Source organism: Rhizobacter sp., assembly GCF_031412075.1.
In the GTDB taxonomy this organism is placed as follows: Bacteria; Pseudomonadota; Gammaproteobacteria; order Burkholderiales; family Burkholderiaceae_C; genus Rhizobacter.
Genome location: NZ_JANOCG010000044.1, coordinates 1 through 1,541, shown reverse-complemented (window position 1 = coordinate 1,541; position 1,541 = coordinate 1). Strand labels below are relative to the sequence as shown.

Annotated in this window: 2 protein-coding genes; one reads left to right on the top strand and one right to left on the bottom strand. The window is 62.9% G+C overall.

Features of this window, described 5'->3' with window-relative positions; genetic code table 11:
• The coding region (rpmH, locus tag RMO40_RS01575) for a 50S ribosomal protein L34 (RefSeq protein WP_309715338.1) at positions 1–89 on the bottom strand (89 nt) is incomplete at its 3' end.
• 294 nt (positions 90–383) lie between these two features.
• On the opposite strand from rpmH, the gene dnaA reads away from it, so the two are divergent.
• On the top strand, positions 384–1,541 hold a 1,158-nt coding region (gene dnaA / locus RMO40_RS01570), incomplete at its 3' end, for a chromosomal replication initiator protein DnaA (RefSeq protein ID WP_309715334.1).

The window sequence follows — 1,541 nt, the reverse complement described above, 5'->3', positions numbered from 1 at the left end:
ACGGCACGGCCACCACGCGTCTTCATGCGCACGAGGAAACCGTGGGTGCGGGCGCGGCGGGTCTTGGAGGCTTGGTAAGTGCGTTTCATGGTCGATCCTGCTGAACGGAAAACTGGCGTCCCCGCCGCTGAGGGTCGATGGACTGTCTGTCAAAACTGAAGCAGCCCCGCTCAACTACGCGATGAGAGGCCTGCCACTGCTTCCCGAAAGGGCTCCGGGAAACCCACTATTACACCAAAAACCCCCTGCAAAGTCAAAGACTTGCACGGCAACATGCGCCTGTGGGCCACTATTGACCTGCTCTTTAAAACTGTGGATAACCGCGTCTTTCCCTTCACTTCGCGACGTAGAATCCCGCCGCTCCAAGAAGACTTTTCCACAATATGAGCGCTGACCTCTGGCAACGTGGCTGCGAACGACTCGCAGCGGAGTTGCCCGAACAACAATTCAACACCTGGATCCGCCCCCTGCCTGCCGCCGACGTCACCGACGAAGGCAGCGACGGGGCGGTGGCCTCTCTTCGCGTGCCGAACCGCTTCAAGCTCGACTGGATCCGCAACCAGTACGCCGGGCGCATCGAGGCCGTGCTGAGCGAGCTCGCCGGCAAGCCGGTGCGGCTCGACCTGACGCTCGCCGCCCGCGAGGCCACGGGCATCCGGGTGCCGACCCTGCCGGTGCGAGGCAACATGCCGCAACCGCTGGCCCAGGTTCTCAATGGCCACAACGGGCATCACGCCAATGCAGCCGGCGGCCCCAGCTCGGCGCGCCTGTCGGGTGACAGCTCGGCCAGCCTGCCACGGCACCGCCTGAACCCGGCCCTCACCTTCGACACCCTGGTGCCCGGCCGCGCCAACCAGATGGCGCGCACCGCCGCTTTGCATGTGGCCGGAGCGCCTGGCCAGATGTACAACCCCTTGTTCATCTATGGCGGTGTGGGCTTGGGCAAGACCCATCTGGTGCACGCGGTGGGCAACGCCTTGATGGCCGACCGCCCGGATGCGCGTGTGCTGTATCTGCACGCCGAGCAGTTCATCACCGATGTGGTGAAGAACTACCAGCGCAAGACCTTCGACGAACTCAAGGCCAAGTACCACCAGCTCGACTTGCTGCTGATCGACGATGTGCAGTTTTTTGCCGGCAAGGAGCGAACGCAAGAAGAGTTTTTCAACGCCTTCGAAGCGCTGCTGGCCAAGAAGGCCCACATCATCATGACCAGCGACACCTACCCCAAGGGCCTGGTGGACATCGACGAGCGTCTCACCTCCCGCTTCGACGCGGGTTTGACGGTGGCCATCGAGCCCCCCGAGCTGGAGATGCGTGTGGCCATCCTGATGCGCAAGGCCGACCAGGAGGGCACGCTGATGCCCGAAGACGTGGCTTTTTTTGTGGCCAAGAACGTGCGCGCCAATGTGCGTGAGCTCGAAGGCGCGCTGCGCAAGATCCTGGCTTACTCGCGTTTCTCGCAAAAAGACATCAACATCCAGCTCGCCCGCGAGGCGCTGAAAGACCTGCTGTCGATCCAGAACCGGCAGGTCGGTGTG